Source organism: Pseudoflavonifractor sp. HCP28S3_F10 (genome assembly GCF_052065415.1).
Taxonomy (GTDB): domain Bacteria; phylum Bacillota; class Clostridia; order Oscillospirales; family Oscillospiraceae; genus Pseudoflavonifractor_A.
On the sequence record NZ_JBQHUB010000059.1, the window covers coordinates 1 to 2,051 of the forward strand.

Sequence of the window (2,051 nt, forward strand, 5' to 3'; positions counted from 1 at the left end):
CATGGCTTCACGCCGCCGGTGAGTTCCGATACGGCGGAGAGGCCCTGCCGCGCGGCGATCTCCCGCAGGCCGTCCCGCACCTTGATGGGGGCGAAGGGATCGGCGAAGCAGGCGGTGCCCACCGCCACGGCGGAGGCGCCGGCCAGCATAAGCTGGGCCGCGTCCTCTCCCTTGCTGACGCCGCCCATGCCCAGCACGGGGATGTTGACGGCATTGGAGACCTCCCACACCATCCGCACCGCCACGGGCAGCACGGCGGGGCCGGACAGGCCGCCGGTGTTCATCTTCAGGATGGGGCGGCGGGTGTTCACATCAATGCGCATGCCCCGCAGGGTATTGATGAGGGAGAGGGCGTCGGCCCCCGCCCCCTCCACCGCCCGGGCAATCTTGGTGACGTCGGTGACGTTGGGGGAGAGCTTGACCATCACGGGCACGCTGCCCGCGTGGGCCTTGGCCATCTGGGTCACCTCAGCGGCCAGCTCGGGCCGGGTGCCGTAGGCCAGGCCCCCCGCCTTCACATTGGGGCAGGAGATGTTGACCTCGATCATATCCACACCGGCGGCGGAGAGCTTCTCGCACATAATACCGTACTCCTCGGGGGTATTGCCCGAGATGTTGGCGATGACCTTCACGTCGTACTGCCGCAGGAAGGGCAGCTCGTGGGTGATGAAAGCGTCCACGCCGGGGTTCTGAAGGCCCACAGAGTTGAGGATGCCCATGGGGGTCTCGGCAATGCGGGGGGCGGGATTGCCCTCCCGCGGGTGGAGGGTGAGGCCCTTGGCACAGATGCCGCCCAGCTCGCTGAGATCGTAGAACTGTCCGTACTCCCGGCCGAAGCCGAAGGTGCCCGAGGCCACCACCACCGGGTTCTTCATGGTCATTCCGGCCAGAGTCACGCTCATATTCACATCAGGCATTCCAGTCCACCTCCCTGGCGTCAAATACCGGGCCGTCCTTGCAGGCGTGCTTCATGGTACCGTCGGCCATGGGCACGGCGCACACCAGACAGGCGCCCACGCCGCAGCCCATCCGCTCCTCCATGGAGACCTGGCAGGCCACGCCGTATTCATCGCATACCTTCACGATGGACTTGAGCATGGGCTTGGGACCGCAGGCCAGCACGGCGGTATAGCCCCCCTCAGAGAGCTTGTCCCGCACCACCGCGTCCACAAAGCCGTGGTAGCCCAGGGTACCGTCGTCGCTGGCCACCGACACGCTTTTGCACACGGCGCCCAGCTCATCCAGCAGCATGGCCCGGTCAGCCGAACGGAAGCCCACCACCGCGTGGACCTCTCCGGCGGCCTTCCGCGCCGTGTACAGCATGGGAGGCACACCGATGCCGCCGCCCACCACGATGATCTTCTCCCCGGAGGGGTCGAAGCCGTGGCCCAGGGGGCCCATCACGTCCAGTTTGTCCCCCGCCTCCCGGTAGGAGAGCCACTCGGTGCCCTCGCCCCGGACCTCAAAGACCAGAGTGAGCCGGGTGTCCTCCACATTGCACACCGAGATGGGCCGGCGGAGCAGGCGGCTGTGTCCGCACTTCACATGGACGAACTGGCCGCACTGAGCCGCCCGGGCCAGTTCCCCGGCCTCTAGCGTCAGGGCGTAAGCATAGGGATTGAGCTTCTCCGCACGGAGTACGGAGCAAATCTGTTCCATTGGCATAAAAAGACTCCTTCTTCCGCCGGGCAGTCCGGCGGGGGAATTTGTTTTGAGGCCCTGTCCGGGGCAGGGGATTATTTCGCCCCACGGGGGCGGGACGGGGGCCGCGCTCGCCGCGCAGGCGTCCTGCGCGGACGGCGCCCCCTTTCTTTTCGCCAAAAGAAAGGGGGAAAAGAAAGGCCCAGAGGGAGGCCCAGTAGGGCAGGGCGCCCTCGCCCCGCCGTCCCACATTCACACACATCCCGGACAGACGCACCCCGCCGTCCGATTTTTCACGCATACCCCGAATGATCCCCATCCGGCCCTTGCGGCGGGGGGGGGGGGGGGGCCGCCCCGCCACCAAAAAAAAAAAAAAAAAAAAAAAAAAAACCACACCCGACCACACAAGT

Annotated in this window: 2 protein-coding genes; both read right to left on the reverse strand. The window is 66.3% G+C overall.

Annotated features, from left to right (window positions below; all coding sequences use genetic code 11):
- On the reverse strand, positions 1 to 917 hold a 917-nt coding region (locus tag ACTNBZ_RS14245; protein WP_441210930.1), incomplete at its 3' end, for a dihydroorotate dehydrogenase.
- Complete coding sequence (locus tag ACTNBZ_RS14250; RefSeq protein ID WP_441210932.1) at positions 910 to 1,659, reverse strand: dihydroorotate dehydrogenase electron transfer subunit; 750 nt, start codon at positions 1,657 to 1,659, stop codon at positions 910 to 912. The genes ACTNBZ_RS14245 and ACTNBZ_RS14250, both read right to left, overlap by 8 nt.
- Positions 1,660 to 2,051 lie beyond the last annotated feature (392 nt).